The following is a 24,049-nucleotide window of genomic DNA, read 5'->3' as shown; positions in this document are numbered from 1 at the left end:
AGCCATTATCGATAAATTTTGTTGCACCAATTTTTTACAAAAATCGGTGTCTGTTAAAGACATTTGCAGGTTCGGTGCCAAACTTGTGGCTACACTTAGCTGTGCATTTAAAACGGGCATCCAATCTGTTAAAAAGTGCACCAACAATTTTTGTGTATGACCAGAGTTTGAGTTAGATCAATTTATTGGCATTGATATTGCTCTTAATCTTGTCAACGAGGTCACAAAAAATTCATCGTTGTTACACACAATAGCCATAAGGAATACGTTGTAATGAGTACACCTACATCGGGTCGTTTTGTTAGTCGTCTTACTCGAGAAACTTTAGCGGTAATACTTGCTGGTGGGCGTGGTTCCCGATTGCATCAACTCACTGATTGGCGTGCAAAACCTGCGGTACATTTTGGTGGCAAATTTCGCATCATTGATTTCCCCCTTTCCAATTGCGTTAATTCTGGCATTCGTCGTATTAGCGTTCTCACCCAGTACAAATCACATTCCCTGGATCGCCATGTGCAGCGTGGTTGGGGTTTTCTCGGGGGCGAACTCGGAGAGTTTGTCGAATTATTACCCGCGCAACAACGTTTGAGCGAATCCTGGTATGCAGGCACTGCCGATGCAGTGTTACAAAATATCGACATCATTCGTCGCCACAATCCCGAATACGTTTTAATTCTCGCCGGAGACCATGTTTATAAAATGGACTACGGTACGATGATTGCTGCCCACGTTGAACGTGGCGCAGATATTACTGTTGGATGTATCGAAGTTCCTCTTGATATCGCCAATGCATTTGGTGTTATGGATATCGATAATGACCATCGGATTGTCAAATTTACAGAGAAGCCGCCAAAACCTGAATCAATGCCGGGCAAGCCCGACAAAGCATTAGCCTCAATGGGAATTTATGTTTTCAGCACCAAAGTATTATTTCGCGAATTATTAAAGGATCGCGATAATCCAAATTCTTCGCATGATTTTGGAAAAGATATCATCCCTTCGATGATTAAAACCCATCGCGTAAACGCATTCCCATTCCGTGATCCGGTTTCTGGTGGCGATGCATACTGGCGCGACGTGGGTACAGTGGACTCACTGTGGGAAGCCAACCTTGAGCTTACCGGTATAACACCCGAGCTGGATTTATACGACGCAGCGTGGCCCATCTGGACTTACCAGGAGCAAGTAGCGCCAGCCAAATTTGTGTTTAATGATAATGGGCGTCGCGGTTTTGCTGTTGATTCGCTCATTGCCGGTGGTTGCATTATTTCCGGCTCCGCTGTTAAACATTCATTACTGTTTCCGCGTGTACGTGTGCATTCCTATTGCGAGATTGAAGATTCTGTTTTATTTCCCAGTGTAGAAGTAGGGCGCAATTGCAAGATTCGTAAAGCATTAATTGATCGCCGTTGCAAAATTCCTGAAGGAACTGTAATTGGTTACGATCTCGAAGCCGATAAAAAACGTTTCCACGTTTCTCCCAAAGGCGTTGTATTGGTAACTCCCGGTATGCTCGGGCAGGACGAAGTCAATGGCTAATAATGGCAAAACAAAAGTCGTATTTTTATGGCACATGCACCAGCCGGATTATCGCGACATCATGACAGGGGAGTACTATTTCCCCTGGACATATCTTCATGCCATTAAAGATTACGTCGATATGGCTGCGCATATAGAAGCGCAGCCAGCAGCAAAGGCAGTCGTTAACTTCGCACCCATTTTATTAGAACAACTTGATGATTATGCGCAGCAAATAGCCGCACATTTATCAAATGGAGAGAAAATCAAAGATGCTGTATTAGCATCACTCGTTGAACCCAACTTACCTGCGCCAGGCAGTATGGCGTTTGTTGACCTTGCACAAAAATATCTGCGTGCAAATCGTGAACGGATGATTGAGCGTTTCCCGGTTTACCGTGAACTTGCTGACCTGGTGAAAAATTTTCAGGATAAGCCTTTTTTCAGCCGCTATTTAAATGAACAATTTTTAGTGGATTTGGGAGTTTGGTACCATCTGAGTTGGCTCGCTGAAATTCCTCGCCGCAGTGATGAGCGCATCCAGCGACTGCAGCTCAAAGAACGTAGTTTTACCCTGGAAGATAGGCGTGAATTGTTGACTATTATTGGTGAACTGGTGGCTTCTATCGGCCCCCGTTACAAAAAACTCGCCGATAATGGGCAAATTGAACTCTGCATGAGTCCTTATGCGCATCCGATTATTCCGTTGCTCATTGATTTAAATTCTGCCAAGGAAGCAATGCCCAATGTCGCGTTGCCGAATGCGACTTGTTATCCGGATGGGCGCAATCGCGCGAAATGGCATTTGAATGAGGGTATAAAATCATTTGAGAATTATTTTGGCAAACGTCCTCGTGGCTGTTGGGCCTCTGAAGGTTCGCTGAGTGATGACACGTTAAAATTGCTCCATGAAGCTAAATTCGATTGGGCGGCAACGGGGGATTCCGTGTTGCACAATAGTTTGAGGGCCCACGAAAATCACTCAATAGCAACTGAATTGCAGGCAACGCAACAATCCTTGCATCGCGCATACGAATTTGCCAGTGTGAAAATAAATACCTTTTTTCGCGATGATGGATTATCTGACCTCATCGGATTTAAATATTCAACATGGCACTCCGACGACGCCATCGGTGATCTTGTAAATCACATGGTGAATATTGCAAATGCTGCTAAAGATACAAAAAATACTGTCATCTCTGTCATTATGGATGGCGAAAATGCATGGGAGTATTTTCCCGAAAATGCATTCCATTTTTTACATTCCCTTTATGAGCGTTTAACTACTCATCCATTACTCGAACTTTCAACTTACAGTGAAGTGCTGGATCAACAAAATCCGGAGCCATTACGCTTGCCACATTTAGTCGCTGGTAGCTGGGTGTACGGCACCTTTTCCACCTGGATAGGCGACAAAGATAAAAATCGTGGTTGGGATATGTTATGTGATGCGAAACAGCAAGTTGATCAAGCCTTGCGTAACCGTAATTTTTCTGCGGAACAACTCGCACAAATAGAAAAGCAATTGGCGTTATGTGAAGGTTCGGATTGGTTTTGGTGGTTTGGCGACTACAATCCAGCACAAAGCGTCAGCGATTTTGAATATTTATTTCGCCGTCACCTGATGAACCTATATGCGTTGATTGAAACTCCAGCTCCCGGGTATTTAAACCAGGTAATCAGTATTGGTGGAGGTGATCCTGCGTCTGGTGGTGTCATGCGACAAGGCCATGTCAGCTAATTGCATTCATTGTTTTAATGCGGTAAGGAACAAAATTAATGGCAGAAAAATCTCCAATTTTTGCGCGCCGCACAGCTGGTGTTTTGTTGCATCCAACCTCATTACCGTGTTCGGAATCCTTTTGGGAAGACGATCAAAAAAATAGATTCGGCACTTTGGGGAAAGACGCCTATTATTTTATAGATCTGATAGCGAAAGCGGGTTTAACAATTTGGCAAATGCTACCCATCGGGCCAACGCAAGCGGACATGTCACCTTATCAATCAATATCTGCACATGCAGGGAATCCAGAGCTCGTTAGCCTGGATTGGTTGATAGAAAAAGGCTGGATCAGGGCAGGGGATTTGCAACATGACGGCGAAAAAAATATCGCTGTTGCACGTCAAAAGTTCGCTTTATCTTTTTACGCGTTCTTAAATTCAACTGAAGGCGAAGCTACCCGTCAAAACTTTCAGACTTTTTGTTCACAACAAAACTATTGGTTAGATGATTTTTCACTATTTTGTGCATTGCGTAAAAAATTTGATGGTGCATCCTGGAGTGATTGGCCAGCTGATTTGCGTCAACGAAAGCATTCGGCATTAGAAAAAATTCGCATTGAATTAAATTCTGATATTGATGTGGTTCTGTTTGAACAATTCGTATTTTTTAGCCAATGGCATGCGCTAAAAGATTATGCCAACCAAAGGAATATTTCTTTATTTGGTGATATGCCTATTTTTGTTGGTCATGACAGTGCGGATGTATGGGCCCAGCAGCATTATTTTCAATTGGATGAAGGGGGGTGCCCTTTAACCGTTGCAGGAGTTCCGCCGGATTACTTTTCAGAAACCGGCCAGCATTGGGGCAATCCTCATTATGCCTGGCAAGTTATGGAAGCTGATGGTTTTCAATGGTGGCTTGCGCGGTTACGTACACAATTACAATTGTTCGATTTGATTCGTATTGATCATTTTCGCGGTTTTGAGGCGTATTGGGAAATCCCTGGCGGCAGTCATGATGCTCGCCAGGGCAAATGGGTCAAAGCCCCGGGAGAGGCTTTCCTGAATGCCTGTTTCAAAACCTTCCCGGGGTTACCGCTCGTTGCGGAAAATCTCGGTGTAATTACCGAAGAAGTTGAAGCATTGCGAAATCAGTTTGATTTACCCGGAATGCTGGTCCTGCAATTTGCGTTTGATGGAAATACCAACAATCCGCATTTGCCACACAACCATACACGAAGCGATGTGATTTATACCGGCACACACGATAACGATACCACGCAAGGCTGGTGGAATACGTTAAGCGAGGCTAGCCGCAATCAAGTGCAGGAATATTGTTTTAATTCGAAAGATAAGTTGCCCTGGTTATTAATTGAAGCAGCTTTGGCGTCAGTAGGTGGCATGGCCATTATTCCCATGCAAGATTTTTTGGAGCTGGATGGAGGGCACAGGATGAATATGCCCGGTACGACGGATAAAAATTGGGTGTGGAAGTTTTCGTGGGATCAAGTTGAACCCACACTTGCTGATCGTGTTCGGCAGTTATTGGCAACCTATCATCGTTTAGGCTAAAAACGTTTAAGTGCCTGATAGGACATTTATCACTCAACCTATAAAGGAATCGCTATGGAACACAGATGCAGCGCGCGCTATAACGCCGACATTAAAATCCTCCTCTATAAATACGAAGTGCCTGTGGCGATTGGTCGTATTAAAAATGGTACACGCCACGGTTTGTTTATAAAGTCGGATTTAGCGGATGTTAAGCCGTTGCAACAATTAGGTGTGGAAATTCTGGTTTATCGCAATTCACAAAAATTGCAGCGGCATCGTTTTGATTCCATCGTCATTCATACCACTGACCACGGTTTCGGTGTTGAACTGGATACATTGAGCGAGGAAACCGGCAATCAATTAATTGAAATGCTCCATGCATCACCGGAAACTCCCCAGGAAAGTGAGCTATTTGACATGGTGGCAAATGCGTAATCCTGTAATATGAAATTTCGCATAATGTAGATTATGTTAAATCGTATATTATCATGACCATTCAAGGGGGTCGACTTTATCGGCCCCGTCTGTTTATCCAACTCGTCATAGTCCCTTACAACATTAAGCCCTATTACTGCATCGTCCCTGGCGTTGGTGCTGTTATTTTCTACGGTAGCAATCAGGCACGTTGGGATAGCGCCGCTCGCGATATAAATACGATGGGAGTTGTACATGCGCTAGCGCCCTTTTCATTTCAGTTTCAGATGCGTGTCCTGAAATATCCAGAATTTTCTTTTGCTCGTTATAGTGTGCAATAACTGCTGTTTGATCGGGCTTTAAAATAGTGATTTTGTCTTGTTCCATTAATGCGAAATAATCTTCGAATTGTAAAATTGCGCGGCCGGGACTTTCACGGTCGCTGGCAAAGTCACGTCCGATCATTGGGTGACAAGTTGAAATTCCCATCAATGATAATAATGTGGGGGCCAAATCAATTTGGCTACCTAGCATCGATATTTTTGATGGCTTTATGTCTGCACCAAGAATTAATCCGGGGATTTGAAACTTTTCAACGGGAATAAGATTGTTACCGTAAACGCGATTGTCGTGGTCAGCCACAATCAGAAAAACTGTATTTTTCCAATAATCACTTTGTTTGGCCTGCTCGATAAAACGTCCCATGGCCCAGTCAGCATATTTAACTGCATTGTTGGCTGTATTTTTGGGTTGCTCGAATAACGTTATGCGATTGTCAGGAAATTCAAAAGGCGCGTGATTACTTGAGGTAAAAATCAGACTAAAAAATGGTTTTCCTGCTTTATGGAGAGTATTTAGCTCCCGCTGAGCAGTATTAAAAAGATCTTCATCACTTGCGCCCCAACTTGCGACAAAAACCGGGTTGGCGATTTTTTTTATGTCAACAATATCCTGAAATCCATTGTTGGTGAAAAAACCGCGCATATTGTCGAAGTGCGCTTCACCACCATAGATAAATTGGGTTTGATATCCCGCAGATTGAAGTACAGATGCAATCGTCGCCAAATTATTTTGGCTGTTAGACAATTTTACAACGCTCTGTGCCGGCGTAGGTGGAAAACCTGAAACCACAGCCTCAATGCCGCGTACAGAGCGGGTTCCGGTAGCATACAAATGTTCAAACCATATTCCCTCCTCCGCTAACTTTTCCAGTTCGGGTGTTACTGCAACGCCACCGAGCGACTTAACAAAAGTAGCTCCCATACTTTCTTGCAAAATAATAACCAGGTTTAAGGGCTTGTCATGGGTAAATGCAGCCGATTGATGGTGAAGGGTAGGATATTCAGAATGATTAAATTGATAAGTTTTTAACCATGGCCAATCAAGGCTGTATTGAAGCATTTCGTGTGTCGATAATTTTCCATAAATCTCACTGGAACGAGCTTCATGTTTCATACTGTAGAGCGCATAAAGAACGGAGTAGCCGGAGTTGATGATCAATGAATTCACCATTGAATCACTGGTAATAGCAAACAACGCAGGGTTTGCAGGACGATGGGCTGTCGTAGAGCGGATCCCCATAAACACTGCAACGAAAACCAATGGCCACACTAACAAATTTTTTGCCGGGGACCATAAGGCTAAAGATGGTGTTGGTAAACGCAGAAGACAATGAAGCCCATATCCTAATAATATTGTTAATAGTAAACCGCTAATAAATGGCAGCCTGAATCCATGCCATAAAGTTGATAGAACTTCTTGCGGATATTTTAAATATTCAATGAAAAGACGATTCGGCCTGCTATCAAATTGCATCAGGAATGCCGGCGTTGCCAGTTCCATAAACAAGATGCTGATCAATCCGATAAGGCACCATATATAAGTCCCCTTAAACCAGATTGTTGCCCAACGGCTCCATGCAAACAGTGGTGCACATAAAACAGGTATTAAAAGCCATAAGCAAACAAGGATAATGTCTGCTCTCACGCCCTGGAAAAAAATGCTGCCCGGATTTCCGGCGGCCATCACCCGGTCATAATTCCAGCCTACGAGCGCTATACGGCTAATACCGAGTACTAACAGGGATAAAACCGCCATACGTACCAAATATATGTAAGGACCAAAAACACTTGCACGGGAAGACCTGGTAATAGACGGCATTGTTCAGTTAACCCTGAGTAAAAAGTGCGGCATGCTAACCACTGAAACTTAAGTGATTCTTAAGAATCGGATAAACAAATAAAGTTTTCTTATTGTTGCGTTTAAAAGGCGCACCTTAAGCATCCCTTAAGTTTCCTTTTTTACCCTGCGCCCCGACTAATCAGGCTGTAGCGCCCAATTCTAAAGCTATAATTGCGTAAGCTTTTTGTTTCGCAACACCAATCTTGAGCAGTTTCTGCGTCATGAAAGATTGGTATCCTAAAAAGAGGGATTGGAATGCACATATTGTTAGTTGAAGATGACAGCCTTCTTGCTGATGGAATTGTAACTGCGCTTAAACGCTCCGGATTCGCCGTTACCTGGTTAGATAATGGCAAGACTGCGAGCGCTTATCTTGCCGCCGAGTCTCCGGACATTCTCCTGTTGGACCTGGGATTGCCCGATATGGACGGTATGGATTTGCTTCAACAGGTGCGTCAAAAACAATTTCCAACACAAGTGTTGATTCTCACTGCACGGGACAGTATTACTGCGAAAGTTGCAGGCCTGGATGCGGGTGCGGATGATTACCTTACAAAGCCTTTTGAGGTAGATGAATTACTTGCGCGATTACGCGTACTGGAACGGCGACTTGGTAATGCGCCTACCGCGCTGATACAAGTGGGCCCGGTCACATTGGATACGGCCCACCATCTGGCATTGTTAAACAATGAACCAATAAATTTATCGCGCCGGGAATATATGTTGTTAAAAGCATTGGTCGAGCATGTTGGGATTATTCAAACCAAAGAAGGCCTTGAAGGAAAACTCTACAGTTGGGGCGACGAAGTTTCCAGCAATGCGATTGAAGTCCATATACACAACTTGCGAAAAAAATTGCCCGCTGATTTTATTCGTACCATGCGTGGTATTGGTTATATGGTTCCCCGCCAATGAAATCCATCCGCATATTTTTGGTTGTGTTGCTGGTAGCAATAGTAACGCTGGCCAATTTTGCTGCTGCGGTGCGCGGTTACCTTGGGAGTATGGAAGAAGCAGAACGATTGTTTAATAAACGGTTGCTACAACAAGTGGATCTACTTGATTACGTATTGCCCTCTCGTTACCAGGAATATTTGCAACGCCCTGCTCCGGAAATATTTCCTACACCACAGAAAAATGATTCATCATCCCCGCAAATAGCCGATTTGCAATTCCAGTGGGTCAGTAACGAGGGGAAATTGCTTGCGCGCTCGGCCGCTATGCCAAACGAAATAATTACTGATTTAAAAGCGGGCAATCAGTTTGCTAATTTTAATCATTATCGTTGGCACGTATTGGTGGCAGAGGCGGCAAATAATTCAGGTTGGTATTTATTAGCGGAGCGTGATGATCAACGTTATCGCCTCGCTGAATCCATAATCCTGCAAGCAGTGTCCCCGATGGTAATCGCTATTCCACTGATTGGTTTTGTTATTTGGTGGGTTTTGGGAATTGGCTTAAAGCCGGTAGCGGTGCTTGCAAAAGAATTTCATGCACGGGAAGCCACTGACTTGCGCCCCATAGAACACCAAAATATGCCTATTGAACTGCTGCAGTTGGCGCAATCTGCAAACGAATTGCTGCGCAGGCTGGAATCTTCATTTATCCGGGAGCAACGTTTTTCAGCCGATGCTGCGCACGAATTGCGAACACCGATCGCCGCATTAAATATCCATTGTGAAAACTTATTGCATGAAGTTAACCCCGTACCTGAATCTGCGCACAAATTACAACAGGGCATCAAACGCATGCGCTACTTGGTGGAACAAATTTTATTGCTCAATAAAACATCGCCAGACCATTTTATGAGTCAGTTCAAACCCGTTAACCTTACGGCATTAACGAAACAAGTCATTGTATCGGCCAGCGAAGCATTGAGTGATAAAGATATCAATATTGAATTTGACGGCGACGAATGCTGGATAAATGGCGATGCTACCGCCCTCGAAACATTAATTAATAATTTATTGGGCAATGCCATTAAATATACGCAAAAAAACGGGCACGTAGTGTTACATACCTGGCTTCGAGGGAATGTTGTGATACTGGAAGTTATGGACAACGGCCCGGGCATTCCCGTGGAGCAGCGTGAACGAGTATTTGACCGCTTTTACCGGTTGCATGGTGATCGCCATGATTCAGGAACCCCTGGTTGCGGATTAGGCTTGTCTATCGCAAAACAAGTAGTGGATTTACATCAGGCAGATATTCGCCTTACCCAATCATCGTTCGCATCAGGATTATTGGTGACAGTGAAATTTACTGCTGGAAAAAAAGGAGAAAAAACGAATGATATTTAGGAAATTCATCTTAATATTACTCTGCATGTCCCCCGCTATTTCAGCCGCGACGGTACCGGAATTTACGATTGAAATTCACGATCACTTATTCTTCCCTTCAACACTGGTTGTGCCCGCTGATACCAAAGTAAAATTAATTATTATTAATAAAGATCCAACGCCTGAAGAGTTTGAGAGCTATGAGCTTAACCGCGAAAAAGTCATTATGGGTGGGGCCAGGGCGGTAATATTTATTGGTCCCTTAAAGTCGGGGGACTATCCCTTTTTTGGTGAATTTAATCCCAAAACTGCCCAGGGCGTGATTCGCGCACAACATTAAAGGTCGGCATATGGTTGATGCAATTTTATTGATATTGCGAGAAGTGTTGGAAGCAGCACTAATTATTACCATGTTATTAGTGATGAGCAGGAAATTATCCATCGCGTTTAATTGGATAGTAATTGCCCTGGCTCTGGGAATGCTAAGCTCGTGGTTGTTAGCCTGCTACGCATACGCTATCGCGGATGCATTTGATGGCACCGGGCAGGAATGGATCAATGCCCTGCTCTATTTTTCGGTAATTTTGTCATTTATTGTTATCGCCTCAATAATTGCACCACTATTATTTAATACACCTTCCCATGTTCAATACTTACCGCTCACTAATGAATCAATAAAGCCGTATCGAAAGTTAATATTTTGCGCTGTGTTCGCTGTTGGTTTATCACTTGCACGAGAAGTGGCAGAGATATGGATTTATGTCGGAGGCTTCTTACATGATCCGAATTTATTGCAGTCTGCACTAATCGGGGGTGCTATCGGTGTCGGTATAGGTACCAGCCTGGGAGTAATTACTTATTATCTCCTGGTGTTTATTTCGGCACGCGCATTTTTAAATATTTTATTTGTTTTTCTCGTTCTTCTATGCGGCGGGCTTTCAATGCAAATAGCCCGGCAGCTATTGCAAATTGGAATATTAGATTCTGCAACTCCCTTGTGGGATACATCAAGCATCATTAACGAACATTCCTGGCTCGGCGAATTACTCTATGCCCTTATAGGCTATGACTCCAGCCCAAACGCGATACAAGTTATTTTTTATTGGGTGGCTGTGATGCCTTTATTATTGATACTGCTTTGGAATGGGTATCGCCGGAATCGTACATCCATATAAAGCTCATTTCACCGCTTTGGGAGTGGGCATTATCTATTCTGTATTTATACCCCCGACGAATAAAAAACCTGCCAATTAAATCCTCTTCAATTAAATCCAGCCTGTGCAGTTTCTGAAACACTTAAGGATCTCTTAATTTTTGCCACGTAATATCCTCTGACCTATTCTGATTATTCAATTTGAATCTCTCTGTATATGTTTATGAGCAGCATAGACAAAAAATCTTTATTGTTTGCCTCAGCTAAAGTACTGGCGACATTAATTTTTATCAGCGTAATAATAGAAATTACTGGCTTGGACCAGGCTCTCGCCGATTTTATTTATCAATCGGAAGGCAACCAATGGTATTTTAAAAACGAATGGGTTACTGCAGTGCTTATCCATAAGGGCGGAAAGTATTTTTCCATTGCCTTATTGTTTAGTGTAGTAATGTTGCTGCTCCTGTCCTACATCTCTCCGCTATTGGCTGCATGGAAACACCGATTGCAATATTTATCCGTGGCCACTATTTCAGGATCACTAATCGTCAGTGTCGGCAAAATCTTCACTAACATTTCATGCCCCTGGGACTTTTCCCGTTACGGTGGCACGCAAGAATACCTGTCATTAATAGAGCAACTTTGGGTTCGCAATGGTAGCCAATGCTTTCCAGCTGGACACGCGAGTGCCGGCTTCGCGTGGGTAGCACTTTATTTTGTTGGGCTATACTCAAAATCATTCTGGCGTTGGCCAGCGTTATTTTTCTCATTGTCATTGGGTATTGTTTTCGGAATTTCACAACAATTACGCGGCGCCCATTTTCTCTCGCACGATATCTGGTCATTAGGTATTTGCTGGATGGTTTCTCTTATTTGCTACGAAGTGATGTTAAAGCCCTATGAATCTACCCAATAATCTTGCGTTCAAGAGTTTATACAATACTCAGCTGGCATTTCTATTGTTAATGCGTCAGCGCCTTGACTCATTCAGTGTTCAGATACCTGGCCAATATTTTTCATTAGGCCTATCGTTAGTATTTGTATTGTTATTTAATAAATCCTTTTTTTTTGAAGCATGGAATACCCAGGCAATAGATTCATTGAGCGCCGCCCTTTTTGCTATTAGCCTGGTGCCATTGTTGTGGCTATTAACGTTTTTCCTTATTAATCTGCTATGCATTCCCGGCCTTGTTAAACCTGTCAGTGTATTTTTACTGCTAGGGGGCGCATTTGCTGCTCATTTTATGGATACCTATGGTGTTGTGATCGATAAGGAAATGCTTAGAAACGTGTGGGAAACCGATACGAAGGAGGCGAAAGGTTTAATCAATTTACATTTGATTGGTTATATTTTTTTCCTTGGGGTCTTGCCATCTTTAATGGTTGTCAAAACCCGAATCCTCTGGGGAAGTTTCTGGCAAGAATTAAGGAATCGCACTGTTCCAACAGGATTATCCTTGATCATCTCATTATTACTAATATTGAGCCTTTCAGATTATTACAGTTCTTTTTTTCGCAATCACAAGGAAGTGCGGTTTTTAGCGAACCCTTTAGGGTTTGTTAATGCGGGTGTTTCCCTATTGAAAGAAAACAGCCAGCGCCCGGTAGTGATAAATCCAATCAGCCATGATGCACAATTGGGAACCGGCACTATCCGGCAAACAAAACCGTTATTGATTATATTTGTTGTAGGAGAAACTGCTCGCGCTGCGAACTTCGGCCTGAATGGATATCAACGAAACACTACTCCGTTGCTCGCGCAAAAAGATATTATCAATTTCAACCATTTTTCTTCCTGCGGTACATCCACCGCTGTGTCTTTGCCTTGCATGTTTTCTGCACTCGCTCGCTCGGAATACAGTGACGGCAAAGCCAAAACCCAACATGGTTTATTGGATTTCATCAGTACAGCCGGTATTGATGTACTCTGGAGGGATAATAATTCCGGATGCAAAGGTACCTGTGATCGGGTTGTGTATGAGTCCCCTGATGAGCTGGTTTCTTCTGCAAATTGCAAGGATGGTAACTGCTATGACGAGGCTCTCCTGGATAAATTATCGAATAAGCTCACAGGGCGAAACCAATTTATTGTGTTACATCAAAATGGTAGCCATGGCCCTGCTTATGACCAACGTTACCCGGATTCAATGCGGGTGTATCAACCCGTTTGCAGCACAAATAAATTACAAGATTGCTCAACTGAAGAAGTTGTCAATGCATATGATAACACCATCCGCTATACCGACTATTTTCTCAGTAAAGTCATTGATTGGTTAACCAACCAGCAATCTGCTTACAACACCGCTATGGTTTACGTCTCTGATCACGGGGAATCCCTGGGGGAAAATAATTTGTACTTGCATGGTATGCCATACGCCTTCGCACCTGAGCATCAAAAAAATGTTCCTTTCATTTTCTGGGCATCATCCAATTTTTATCGCGATAGAGGTTTGAGCAAAGAATGCCTGGCAGGCCTGAAAAATAAAGAGTTTAGTCACGATAATATTTTTCATTCATTTTTAGGATTACTTGATATCAGGACTAAATATTATCAACCGAATTTAGATATTTATGCCCCTTGTATTAGTCACCATTAAATTAACGTGAAAGGTCTCGCTAAAAATAATATTAACGATTAATACAAGAGGCGATTTATGGAGCGTAAATTTTTTTGTTTAGGTTTATTGCCTTTACTCGGTTGTCGCCTTGCCTATGGAGCAGACCCTGTGCCCGCTCCTGCACAATCAAATAATAACCCGCCAGTGATCGAAGAGATAACGGTTGTTGTCCATCCGGTATTTGATGAATCAAATCCCAAGGAAAACAATATGCTCTTTCGCCTGGTTAATAGATTACATATTGATACTAAAAAACATGTTATCGAAAAAGATCTCACCTTTAAAAAAGGCGATCCGCTGGACAAGCATTTACTGGAAGAAAGCGAGCGGCGATTGCGTGAGCGACGCTATTTTGCTGAAGCAAAAGTAACTTCACAAGACAATTCCGATACAACACAAGGCGTCGGCCAAAAAATACACGTTGACGTCCGTGAAGTATGGACACTAATTCCAAAAATTACCTACTCAAATACTGGCGGCAACACTCATTATGGTTACGGTTTACATGACTCCAATTTTCTCGGATTAGGAAAAACGGTAAAGGTTGAGCAAAACTCAAGCGTTGATCGCACCAGTAATATTATTGTTTATCGCGATCCCAATTTTGGTAATGACAAACAACTTGCTTTAGCTTATGCCGACAATAGTGATGGAAAACAACAGGAGTTTCATTTTAGTAACCCGTTTCGATCCATTCGAACTCCCTGGACTGCCGGCTTTGATATGCTCGATTTTGAGCGTGAAGATACACTTTATAACGCTGGTGACGAAGCGTGGCGATTTGGCCATGACGGAACTAACTATTCGGTATTTTATGGACAGCGCCTGGATTCATCGACAGATGATAGAACGATGCGCTGGACGCTAGGTTGGGATAGTGTTAAACATGATTTTTTTGAAGTTCCGGGTGCTACAAATAGTTATGATGGAGAATTGCCGTTTAACCGGGATTACAACATAGCCTGGTTTGAATATTCCTACCTCCATAACCGATTTATCAAATCACTTAACATCCAACAAATTAATCGTATTGAGGATTTTAACCTTGGCTCACAATGGCGAGCACGTATCGGTAAGGTGATGGCAAATACAGAGCCCCTTGATGGTTCCACTCTTCTTGAGCTCGAATACAGCAAAGCCTTTCAATTTACCCCATCACAATTGCTCACGGGTGAATTCTCCACAACGGGTTTTTACAGCAGCAAACAAAGTACACAATCTATTTCTAAACTGGATATTAGCTATCACTGGCAGAATTTTTCGCGCGGCCAATTTTATGTAACTATGAATGAAACCTACGGAAAGAATTTGTTTGCCGATATGCCATTGGAACTCGGAGGTGATACTGGCTTAAGAGGTTATCCCGCGAGGTTTATGGCTGGAGATCGTTCGAGATTACTTACTGTTGAACAGCGCTATTTTGGTGAAACAGAATGGTTTTCATTATTTCATCTCGGCGCAGCTGTTTTTTATGATGAAGGTAAAGCCTGGGGAAATTCTAATGTACCGCAGGATTACCAGAAAACATTGCGCGATATTGGAATTGGTTTACGAATTTCCGGAACTCGCACCGGTGGGCGCGATGATGGGGCGCATAATGTTGGTCACATTGATTTTGCATATGCATTGGATGATGGACCTGGAATTGATAAATACCAAATATCTGTTCGAATAAAAACCGGTTTTTGACAAGAGTTGATCACTGGCAACCTATTCATGATAAGGCAGCCTGGGCAGGCTGCCTTTATTTATTACGTTTTTTGTATTTTGCCACCTACGATTAAAATTGCCGTTGCAACGATAACTCAACGTAAAACGGTAGTGTTGGATTATCTTCAAAGTCCTGGCCGAATGCCCTGCCAATATTAAAGAAAGTTGTTGTTGAACCAAATACCCGGTTAAACCGGGCACCAAATTTAAAATTTCCGCCCGATGAGTCATACCAGCCATCTTTAATTTCAGGGTAGTATTCCTTGAGCAATTTATTTTTAATATGGGTAGCCATGGAGTAATCATAACTAACCAATAATTCTGCCCCCCAATTTGGTTTAAGGTAACCAAATGTAGAAACTACATCAGCACCCACATTATAAAAGCGGGCCATTACTGACTCATAGCGCCTGAAAATAAGCCCACCTTGAAGGCCGAATGAAAGATTGCCAGAACGCCAGAATTCCCGTTGTAAGCTGGCTTTCATTTTGTAATCATCTGCAATGGTATCGCCAAATGGAAGTAATAGCTCATAACCTGCAATGACGGGAGCGTTCTCATTACCTAACTTTTGCCCGTAGGCAAAACTGTAATAGGAGCCATAGTCTGCACCAAATTGCATTCCCCCCAAATATCGAGTGTCTTTGTCTAACGTACGCCAGTTTACGTCCAGTGCGCTGGCACTGGTTGAGAGCATTAGTAACGCGATCGTAGATGCTATTTTCATATCTGCACTCCCTTACTATTTCATCTGATTCAAATAGCTGGCAGCCAACGGATAAAAATTATCCCAGGCAAAATAAACCATTTCATGCCCTGCACCTTTTATTAAGGCTATTTCACTATTGGGATAAGGCGCCGCCACTTTGTCGGCCCATCCCAAACCGTAAGCTTTATTTTTTTCGCTGTAGAGGAATAAAATTTGTGGTGTGAATTTATCCAGGTTCGTGGTGAAATCAAATCCATGGTCTTCGGCGTAATCAATCGTCTCGCTAAAAACGACGGCACCGTTGCGCCAAAACGGATAATTTGACGGATTGCCGATAGTATTTCCCGGCGCGTTTTCGTACGTGGAAAAGAAAGAAGCTTTGTAATCCAGAATTTCATGTTCGCTTCGCCCTGCAAATATTTGCTCTGCAAACGTTGCATCATTTAATGCTTCAGAGAAAAATTTTATTTTGTTGGAACGCTCCAGGTAATCCTCTGTTTGTTTCCAGGTTAAGCCACCGGGCTCCGCCAAAATTGCGCCGCTGATTTTATAGGGGTTCTGGTTGATATAAGCAGTGGCTAACATTGCCCCCCAGGAGTGCCCCAGGAGAAATATTTTTTGCCGGGGCGACACATGGAAATAATCAATTAACGCATCAAGATCATCAATAAATAATTGCACAACATCCCTGCCCTTATAATGCCCCCGGCTCTCGCGTTTGGATAAACCTGAGCCGCGCTGATCATAAAACACCACAAAAAAACCTTCTTTTGCCAGCTCTTGTACCTTCAACATTGAACGGTAATCAGCTCCTGGCCCGCCGTGTAATACAACCAGCAAAGGATCATTCCTGTTTCCGTAGGTTTCCACATGCAACCGGGTTCCATTAATACTTAACGATGGCAGTTGCTTATCCTCATCAACTGTCTTGGGAACCAGCGCGCCCTTCTTTGCCATATCCTCTTCGCAGGAAGCAACCAGTAAACAAAGGATGGTGCAAAACATTATTTTCAAAAATTTTCCCGGGAAGATATTTGTGGTTCCGGACAGTCTGGTAAAGAAATGAAGCCTCGAAAAAAAATTCATTGGAAACCTCCTGGTTTGGTGCTAACTGGATGAATAAAACGTGCGCACGAAAGCATCATCCGCTCTGAATGAGCAGCGGATGGGTTTCAATGCTTTTATGGGAAAAAGAAGCGCTTGCTAAATTACAAGGTTATGGAGACACCAAGGGAGCCAAAAACTCCCATGTCGACACTATCGCGTTGATGAAGTTCGCCAGTATCGTTCACCTTTTCGTAATCCAACACTCGCTGGGAAACATTTTCACGATTGAGAACATTCAGAATATCGATAAAGAAACTCGATTCCTTGCCGAACATCACAAGGTCGCGTTCAAAACGTACGTCCAATCGCGTATAAGGTGGCAGGCGCGTACCAAAAGCTTCACCGTAAATCGGGATGTATTTATCCGAAAAATCAGGATTCGGTTGAATCCCGATAATTTTGGTGGTGGCTTCTCCACTGCGATAATTAAACCTGAAGCCGGCATTCCATTTTTGTGTTAACTGATAATTTGCAACAAGGTTTACCAGCCATGGTGTATCCAATGTATAGGTTCTGGTTTGCCCGGTTCTTAGATTGGTGCGCTCACTTTCTGCGTAACTAACCGAAACCCAACCAAACCATTTGTTGGAAAGGTTTTTATTCAACATTAGGTCAACACCATTCACCTCACCTTCAACGTCATTGGTATAAAACAAGTTTGCGTCGGGTTCACCGTTATTAAGGGCGAGTGGAAGATTGGTCAATTCCTTGTGGTATCCCTCAACAATAACACTCCAATAATCATTGAACTCATTTTTGAAACCATAAGTAAAATGTTTGGCCTCCAGTGCGTGAAGTTCAGGATTACCAACAACGCGAAGAATAGTATCGACATCCGGTGTACGGTTATATTCACCGGCAGAACTGATTAGCGTCAATGAATCCGTTAAACCCCACGACAGGGCTGCACGGGGATTAACAAAATAATCGTCAGTGTAGTCATTGCCACTGCGTTGCACACCCACTTCTACGTTGACGCGATCAGTCACTTGCCAGTTATCGAGTAAATAGATACTGCTTTCAGCAACAGATAATTTTTCGCCAGTATCAATCAGCTCACCTCTTCCATCCTGGCAATCCACATCAAAATCGGTGCAGACAAAATGAATCATGCGCGCGGAATAATCATAAACCTTTTCATTATATTCCACGCCCATTCCCAAGCGATGCCCGCTATCCCCGAGGGGAATTGTGTATTGTGCGCGTGCCAGCTCACTGTCCAGTTGCAGTTCAAGAGAATAATCATCGCCCCAGGTTACCAATTCGGAATCAGCATATTTCGCCAGTGTCAGCCTGAATTGGGCACCAGACTCAGCGGCATACTCATAATTCAATCCGCCACTATTAAATTCCTTATCCACTTTGGCGTCGCCAGCAAAATCCGGATTTTTCTGCACATCATCAGCCAGCTCGGTAAACTCAGCCTCTACAAAATCATTGGCCCCGGCAAGGCTAAAGGCAATACTGTGTTCTGAATTAATATCCCATTTATATTTAAACTGGTAATCGTTGTCTTCAGGTGGAGAAATAATGCGCAACCCATCATCATCCGGCTCATCATCTTCAGAAATAAAGTATTGCAACAAGCCCTTACGTGCGGAAAGATAAAATGCAGAATTATCGGTAATGCCACTTTCAACAAAAATTCCCGCCCGCAAAAATGATGCGCTCAACTTTGTGCTTAAATCCTTGTTTTCAGGGTCGCGCAAACGAATATCAAATATTGCACCAGTCGCTTGTGAATACTGCACACCAAAACCGGCAGAAAATAATTGAAAGTCCTGAATAACATTTTCATCAAAAATAGATGTATTGAAATCGTGGAAAATATACCCGGCAGGCATACCATCAACGTAATACCGGTTATCTTCAGGCGCTCCTCCCCTCACCGCTGGCGAACCGCCATCGCGGGGAATAATGACACCGGGCAAGGCACTGACAGCCCCCAGTGGATCGCCAAAAGAACCGGGCATGTTGACAAGCTTTTCTGTATTTTCCGTAATAACCGTGTAGCTTGCCTTGCGTAAACCAAACACAAGGACTTCCTGAACCTCATCGCCTGCTTCTGATGATGGAGCAGTTGCTGCCGCTGGTGCAGCATTTTCTGCACTATAAACCAGAGGCGATACTGCAATAACCAATGTTGCAACAGTGCCTCGAACAAAATGCGACATAAAAAGCTCCTTATTCATTGAATATGAAATTCAATGAGTCCGATAAAATTCTACTGAAGATGTAACTGCTAACAAGTGGGCATTAACTGGCGACCACGCTAGATAATTCGCGCTCGATATTTTGAGTTGCAGCGATTTTTGCAATAACCTGACCTAATGAAAGATCGATTATTTGCAAACCCTTATGTAATTCATCAAGCCCGATAGTGAGGGCCGGCATGATTTTTAACACTTGATCCCGCTCACCGCTTCGCTCAATAACCAGGCCATTTGAAAAACAACTTTTGCTAATAGCTGCACAAAGGGTTTCATCGTAAAACTCGATACCTTGCATCAAACCAATACCACGGCTTTCTTTAATCAACTCAGGATAGGTATCGGCTAATCCCTGGGCAAAACTTTTAACAATCGCCGCTCGCTCGGCGATTTCCTCTTCAAAGTCAAAACCATTCCAATAAGTGTCCAGCATTTTTGCTGCGGCAATAAAGGCAATATTATTTCCACGGAAGGTGCCTATATCTTCGCCGACTTTCCATATATCGAGATCTTCACGGAATAGCAGCAGCGACATGGGAACGCCAAATGCACCGATAGATTTGGATAAACACACGATATCCGGTTTAATACCCGCGCGCTCAAAACTGAAGAACTTTCCGGTTCTACCACAACCTGCCTGAATATCGTCAACAATTAATAAGGCCCCGCACTCTTGCGCCAACTCGGCAATTTCACGCAACCACTTTTCGCTGGCGACATTAATTCCCCCTTCGCCCTGGACGGTTTCCAGGATAATTGCAGCAGGGAGATCTATTCCCGAGCTGTTGTCGCGCAATAATTTCCGATAATAGGACAGCTCGTCGAACCCGCTACCGAGATATTTATCAAAGGGCAAACGGGTAACATTGCTGTAGGAAATTGCCTGGCGATTGCCACGGTTACCGGTCAGGCTTAGTGAAACACCCGTCATTCCGTGATAACCATTAGTAAAGGCAAAAACGTTTTCACGACCAGTATATTTTCTTGCCAGTTTGATCGCGGATTCGACCACACTGGTACCGGTAGGATTGGTGAATTGCATGCGATATGCCAGGCCTCGTGGCATCAACACCAATTCATTAAACTTGCGGATAAATTCGCGTTTGGCTTGCGTGTGAAAATCAAGCCCCATCACCAAACCGTCATTTTCCAGATACTGGATGATGCTTTCTTTAATGATTGGGTTGTTATGGCCGAAATTAACGGCACCGGCGCCGCAGAGGAAATCTATATATTCATTGCCATATTCATCAAATAGCAGGCTTCCTTTGGCTTTAGTGAATACGGTTGGGAAAGCGCGGCAATAGGAGCGCACCTTGGATTCGTGGAGAGAAAAAATATCGTTGTTCGCAGTCATGGAATAGCTCCTTTAATTTTATGCGTTGCGCTATGTAATAGGTTAAAAACTGTAAGTAAGGCGTGTAATCGCACTCGTTTGGTTAAACGTGCCGCCAATTTTTCTTAAATCAAAAAAATCCACTTGCAGGGCCAAATCATCAGAAAAGCTGTAGCGGAGAGAAAGCTGCGAAATTGCTGCTTTGGTTTCCACTGTGTGCTGGTAGTTAATTCCAACAGTTAGGTTTTCATGCATAAACTTATTGGTTACACCAAAAAATAACTCGTTGTAACTACCTTCATCCATGACAAAACTGCTTCTATCCGATTCATACCTTGAGTGTAAAATCCCGGCACTCCAATCGCGAACCCCGTTTTCCTGATAATCAATATTAGCGGCAAACAGAACTTCATCGCTAATACCATAACCGTAGGGATATTTTTGATCATCAAACATATCCGGGTTAAGTTCCTGGGCGCGATCTTTGTTGTACGCCAGCTCCAGTTTTAACGCTATATCGCCGAAGTTAAGGTTGGCAGCAGCACCAGCCATCAAATAATTTTTATAAAAATTCTCGGAAACGGTAATAGTTGTATCCGGATTTTTTACCAAAACGTCTACACCCTGGTTATCGGTTAAATCAGCGAACATTAACGAAAAATCGCCATTGCCGATGACCGTTTTGAAATTAATCCCGATTTCCGCATCCTTATCATCCATACGACTTTCAACGGTTTGTCCTTGCCCTTGTGCAACCAGTGGTTGCTCGTCAACTTCAATATCGGGGTTAATAATCAAACTAATTTGATTGCTATTTACGTAGTGCTCGACAATTAACATGGTTTGCGAGATTCGTGATTCATCAAGGCTGGTGAATACCAGGTCGGTAATATTCTGCGGACTGATTACATCTGTAACCGCCGTTGAATCCGACTCGCCCCAAACAATAATCTTGTCGCCAACCATAACCGTCGTATTGCCAAAGCTTCCTTTTGCATAGAGCTCTTTAATCTTGAAATCGGCGTCACTTGAGCGGTCACCGTCAATCGAATCATCGCCATTCCAGTAAACAATGGGTTTTATGTCCGCATTAAAATAATATTGCCCTGCGACTTTATTCCATTGAAACCTGAGCGAGGACCGGTTGGTTGCGGTGCCGGTTGGAGCCGATAAAACCCGCGCAAAATCCTGCTGATAAATAAATTTTCGATTCCCCCCCCATAACATTTTTTCCTGATATGGGTTGTCGTATGTTAGTCCTACGTCGTCAAAAATATCTGTAACAGGTTGTATCTCTTTTTCGCTGGTTTCACCGGCTGCAATATGAGAAAAGCCCAACAAAAAAATTGGCAAATACAGATGCCACTTTTGCTCTAAAAAAAAATGCTTTTTTTTGCTTGTTGATTGCTCTTCATTCATTACTGGTTTGTCTTTCATTACCGGCTTCATTAAATCACTTCACCAATTAAATTTAAGTCGAGCGATAACCAGACTAACCACACACCAGGCAGTAAGTATTGATAACTCAATACTTAAATCGCCAATGTTTGACAGTGTCATTGATTCAAAAAGAATTTTTTGCATGGCGGCATTGAGTTGCGCCAGCGGAATAAACATACAGATGTATTGCAGCCATTCCGGGAACTTGGTGATGGATACAAATACACCACCTAAAATAATAAACGGCAATTGGACAAAGTTAACGATGCCGTTAAATGCTGTTGTAGAAGGACTAATTGCAGCGATCACCAAACCTACGCCAAGGAATGCCACACTGCCGAGTGTCACAATTAAGGCAAACAAGGGTATATCGAAAGAAAAACTGATATCGAACACCAATGAAGCCATCAGGCACAAGGCTACTGCGACGGAATAACAAATCAATAAGCGCGACAGGAACAATCCTGATAGGAATGGTATCGGGGAAATATCTACGGTTTTTAGATTTTTAAATAGCCCGCGATGTTCTTCTTCAATAAGAACACCTCCAAAACCATTAAGCCCGATGATCATCAGCGTCATACCAATAAGGCCCGGTAACAGCGTCACCAGGTAAGATGACATGCGATCACTCGCCAGGACATACTCTCCCACTTCCGGTTGTTTTTCGTTGGTAAGTGCGTTATTGACAATGCCAGCCAACGCGACATTCTCTATACGATTTTCATCAATATTGTTTTTACTCAGGAAAATATTCATTTCCGGGTTGTTTTCAGTCGATGCAGAAACTGACTCAACGATATTGGTTCCGTGGAAAACGGGCTGCTTTCCTTCCGGCAACAATTGTAAAACGCGCTTGACTTTGTTCTCGCTAATTTCCTGGTCCAGGCTGCCAGTGCTGGCATCAAACTCGATTAATTCAACCACGGCAGTGTTGCGTAATTTATCAAGGAAACCGCGACTTACATCAGATTGTATTTCGTCCTGATAATAAAGCGTTATCTTCGGGTCACTTTGCAACTGCAATGGATAACCAATCCCCAGCAACAGCAACACCGGTAATACATAACAAAAGAACAATGCCGTTTTATCGGATTTCAGTTGTAACATTCTTAATTTGAAGAATATCCAGGTCTTTTTCATTCTACGAGATCCTTTTTAGTGGTGGAGAGAAATACATCTTCAAGGTTTGGTTTAATCACATTGAAGTTCACAATATCGATTTTTTTGTTTTCACTCACACCCAGTATTTCTTTAAGCGTTTGGTTAAATTGAGCCGTCTTGATTGTCAATTGGTTGGATTCACTCTCCCAACGATAATCAATGATGTCAGTTAGCTCTACCATGTAATCCGGGCTGAACTGGCCACGTCCGAATTGCAATTGGATATCGTGATGCGGGCTCAATGCACTGATTAATTCGTAAGGCGCACCCTGGGAAATAATTTTGCCTTCACTCATGATCATTAACTCATCACACAGGGTTTCAGCTTCTTCCATGTAATGGGTTGTCAGAATGATGGTTTTCTTCGGGTCTTTTTTGATGTGTTCGATAAACGCCCACACATCATGCCGGCTGTGCGGATCAAGTGCAGAAGTAGGTTCATCCAAAAATAAAATTTGTGGATCTTCCAGCAACGCAATAGCAATAGATAGGCGTTGCTTTTGCCCGCCGGATAATTCTTCCACTTTGAATTTCTTTTTATCCTTGAGGTTCAGCTGCTCTAACAATTCGTCAACCGATGCGCCGGTAACTTTACGGCCATTGGCGGAGCGCAGTTCTTTGTAGAAATTCAACAATTGACCAACATCGAGAAACTCGAAGTAGTTGTTTTGTTGCAACTGGACACCGATGTGAGGCTGGATTTGTTTGATTTGGGTTTTTACATCCATTCCCAATACTTTGATGCTACCGGAACTAATCGGTGTAACACCCTCAATCATCCCCAATAGCGATGTTTTACCGGCGCCATTCGGCCCCAGAATCCCGAAACAAACGCCTTGTTTAACGGCAAAGCTAACGCCTTTTACTGCTTCAAAACCGTTATAGTTTTTGCGTAAATCATTTACTTCAATTGAATATTTCATAGCTCACCTAT

The 24,049-nt window shown here is 43.1% G+C and carries 19 protein-coding genes; 11 read left to right on the top strand and 8 right to left on the bottom strand.

From position 1 onward, the window contains the following. Positions 1 to 273: 273 nt before the first annotated feature. Genes glgC through A596_RS08740 form a run of 4 tightly spaced genes read left to right on the top strand, consistent with a single transcriptional unit; the run spans position 274 to position 5,229 of the window. A complete protein-coding gene (gene glgC, locus A596_RS08755; protein ID WP_039913755.1) occupies positions 274 to 1,539 on the top strand; it encodes a glucose-1-phosphate adenylyltransferase in 1,266 nt (421 codons plus the stop codon). After that, the gene (locus A596_RS08750) at positions 1,532 to 3,259 is read left to right on the top strand and encodes a glycoside hydrolase family 57 protein (RefSeq protein WP_039913754.1); all 1,728 of its coding nucleotides are present in this window, start codon (positions 1,532 to 1,534) and stop codon (positions 3,257 to 3,259) included. Before glgC ends, A596_RS08750 begins: the two co-directional genes overlap by 8 nt. Before the next feature lie 38 nt (positions 3,260 to 3,297). Beyond that, the gene (gene malQ / locus A596_RS08745; RefSeq protein WP_039913752.1) at positions 3,298 to 4,812 is read left to right on the top strand and encodes a 4-alpha-glucanotransferase; all 1,515 of its coding nucleotides are present in this window, start codon (positions 3,298 to 3,300) and stop codon (positions 4,810 to 4,812) included. Positions 4,813 to 4,866: 54 nt separating this feature from the next. Next, on the top strand, positions 4,867 to 5,229 hold the full coding sequence (locus tag A596_RS08740) for a PilZ domain-containing protein (RefSeq protein WP_039913750.1): 363 nt from the start codon (positions 4,867 to 4,869) through the stop codon (positions 5,227 to 5,229). 162 nt (positions 5,230 to 5,391) lie between these two features. Here the strand turns inward: A596_RS08740 and A596_RS08735 are convergent, their stop codons facing one another. After that, a complete protein-coding gene (locus tag A596_RS08735) occupies positions 5,392 to 7,368 on the bottom strand; it encodes an LTA synthase family protein (RefSeq protein WP_039913749.1) in 1,977 nt (658 codons plus the stop codon). 276 nt (positions 7,369 to 7,644) lie between these two features. On the opposite strand from A596_RS08735, the gene A596_RS08730 reads away from it, so the two are divergent. The 7 genes from A596_RS08730 (at position 7,645) to A596_RS08700 (ending at position 15,128) form a co-directional block, all read left to right on the top strand. Next, complete coding sequence (locus tag A596_RS08730) at positions 7,645 to 8,304, top strand: response regulator (RefSeq protein WP_039913747.1); 660 nt, start codon at positions 7,645 to 7,647, stop codon at positions 8,302 to 8,304. Continuing rightward, positions 8,301 to 9,689, top strand: a complete 1,389-nt coding sequence (locus A596_RS08725; RefSeq protein ID WP_039913745.1) for a sensor histidine kinase — start codon at positions 8,301 to 8,303, stop codon at positions 9,687 to 9,689. Before A596_RS08730 ends, A596_RS08725 begins: the two co-directional genes overlap by 4 nt. After that, positions 9,679 to 10,008, top strand: coding sequence for a cupredoxin domain-containing protein (locus A596_RS08720; protein ID WP_039913744.1), 330 nt, complete (start codon positions 9,679 to 9,681; stop codon positions 10,006 to 10,008). Before A596_RS08725 ends, A596_RS08720 begins: the two co-directional genes overlap by 11 nt. 10 nt (positions 10,009 to 10,018) lie before the next feature. Continuing rightward, positions 10,019 to 10,843 carry an FTR1 family protein gene (locus tag A596_RS08715; RefSeq protein WP_039913743.1) on the top strand — a complete coding sequence of 275 codons (825 nt, stop codon included), beginning with the start codon at positions 10,019 to 10,021 and terminating at the stop codon, positions 10,841 to 10,843. Between the two features lie 201 nt (positions 10,844 to 11,044). Beyond that, the gene (locus tag A596_RS08710) at positions 11,045 to 11,737 is read left to right on the top strand and encodes a phosphatase PAP2 family protein (RefSeq protein WP_084128216.1); all 693 of its coding nucleotides are present in this window, start codon (positions 11,045 to 11,047) and stop codon (positions 11,735 to 11,737) included. Further along, entirely contained in the window at positions 11,721 to 13,418 is a 1,698-nt protein-coding gene (locus A596_RS08705; RefSeq protein WP_235425652.1) for a phosphoethanolamine transferase, read from the top strand. Before A596_RS08710 ends, A596_RS08705 begins: the two co-directional genes overlap by 17 nt. Positions 13,419 to 13,475: 57 nt before the next feature. Further along, complete coding sequence (locus A596_RS08700; RefSeq protein ID WP_039913741.1) at positions 13,476 to 15,128, top strand: POTRA domain-containing protein; 1,653 nt, start codon at positions 13,476 to 13,478, stop codon at positions 15,126 to 15,128. Between the two features lie 91 nt (positions 15,129 to 15,219). Here the strand turns inward: A596_RS08700 and A596_RS08695 are convergent, their stop codons facing one another. From A596_RS08695 to A596_RS08665, 7 genes are all read right to left on the bottom strand, one after another. Then, positions 15,220 to 15,876: a hypothetical protein gene (locus tag A596_RS08695; RefSeq protein ID WP_039913740.1), complete on the bottom strand. Its 657-nt coding sequence runs from the start codon at positions 15,874 to 15,876 to the stop codon at positions 15,220 to 15,222. A gap of 15 nt (positions 15,877 to 15,891) precedes the next feature. Further along, positions 15,892 to 16,863: an alpha/beta fold hydrolase gene (locus A596_RS08690; RefSeq protein ID WP_039914516.1), complete on the bottom strand. Its 972-nt coding sequence runs from the start codon at positions 16,861 to 16,863 to the stop codon at positions 15,892 to 15,894. 203 nt (positions 16,864 to 17,066) lie between these two features. Further along, entirely contained in the window at positions 17,067 to 19,139 is a 2,073-nt protein-coding gene (locus tag A596_RS08685; RefSeq protein WP_160280115.1) for a TonB-dependent receptor plug domain-containing protein, read from the bottom strand. Between the two features lie 82 nt (positions 19,140 to 19,221). Further along, positions 19,222 to 20,532, bottom strand: coding sequence for a diaminobutyrate--2-oxoglutarate transaminase (gene ectB, locus A596_RS08680; RefSeq protein ID WP_039913738.1), 1,311 nt, complete (start codon positions 20,530 to 20,532; stop codon positions 19,222 to 19,224). A 42-nt stretch (positions 20,533 to 20,574) separates the two neighbouring features. Then, positions 20,575 to 21,948, bottom strand: coding sequence for a hypothetical protein (locus tag A596_RS08675; RefSeq protein WP_052417351.1), 1,374 nt, complete (start codon positions 21,946 to 21,948; stop codon positions 20,575 to 20,577). A gap of 21 nt (positions 21,949 to 21,969) precedes the next feature. Beyond that, complete coding sequence (locus A596_RS08670) at positions 21,970 to 23,094, bottom strand: ABC transporter permease (RefSeq protein WP_039913737.1); 1,125 nt, start codon at positions 23,092 to 23,094, stop codon at positions 21,970 to 21,972. Next, positions 23,091 to 24,038 carry an ABC transporter ATP-binding protein gene (locus A596_RS08665; protein ID WP_039913736.1) on the bottom strand — a complete coding sequence of 316 codons (948 nt, stop codon included), beginning with the start codon at positions 24,036 to 24,038 and terminating at the stop codon, positions 23,091 to 23,093. Before A596_RS08665 ends, A596_RS08670 begins: the two co-directional genes overlap by 4 nt. Positions 24,039 to 24,049 lie beyond the last annotated feature (11 nt).

Origin of the sequence: Cellvibrio mixtus subsp. mixtus J3-8, from assembly GCF_000766945.1 — a bacterium.
Lineage (GTDB): Bacteria > Pseudomonadota > Gammaproteobacteria > Pseudomonadales > Cellvibrionaceae > Cellvibrio > Cellvibrio mixtus_A.
This window is presented reverse-complemented; position numbering and strand designations above follow the sequence as displayed.